Genomic DNA, 361 nt, shown 5'->3' on the forward strand with positions numbered 1-361 from the left:
GAAAATAACGATGCGAAGAGGTGTATCCTATGGCCCATTCTCCATTATCTACTCCACCTAAAACAAATTCGCCTTCACAGCAACACTTGCATCGGGGACTTCGCACAAGACATTTATCCATGATCGCCATCGGCGGGGCCATCGGCACAGGTCTCTTTCTGGCGAGCGGCGCCGCAATCAATCAGGCTGGACCAGGCGGGGCGCTCACAGCTTATATACTTAGCGGCTTGATGGTATTCTTCCTCATGACCAGCTTGGGGGAAATGGCCACCTTCATGCCGGTGACTGGCTCCTTTAGCACCTATGCCTCCAAATTCGTCGATCCGGCCCTCGGCTTCTCGCTCGGCTGGAATTATTGGTA

At 53.5% G+C, this 361-nt stretch carries 1 pseudogene; it reads left to right on the plus strand.

Annotated elements, in window-relative coordinates:
* Nucleotides 1-29 precede the first annotated feature (29 nt).
* Nucleotides 30-361 (plus strand): annotated as a pseudogene (locus tag EDM56_RS30775) (amino acid permease); the annotation flags it as partial.

The organism is Brevibacillus fluminis (assembly GCF_003710825.1).
Classification (GTDB): domain Bacteria; phylum Bacillota; class Bacilli; order Brevibacillales; family Brevibacillaceae; genus Brevibacillus_D; species Brevibacillus_D fluminis.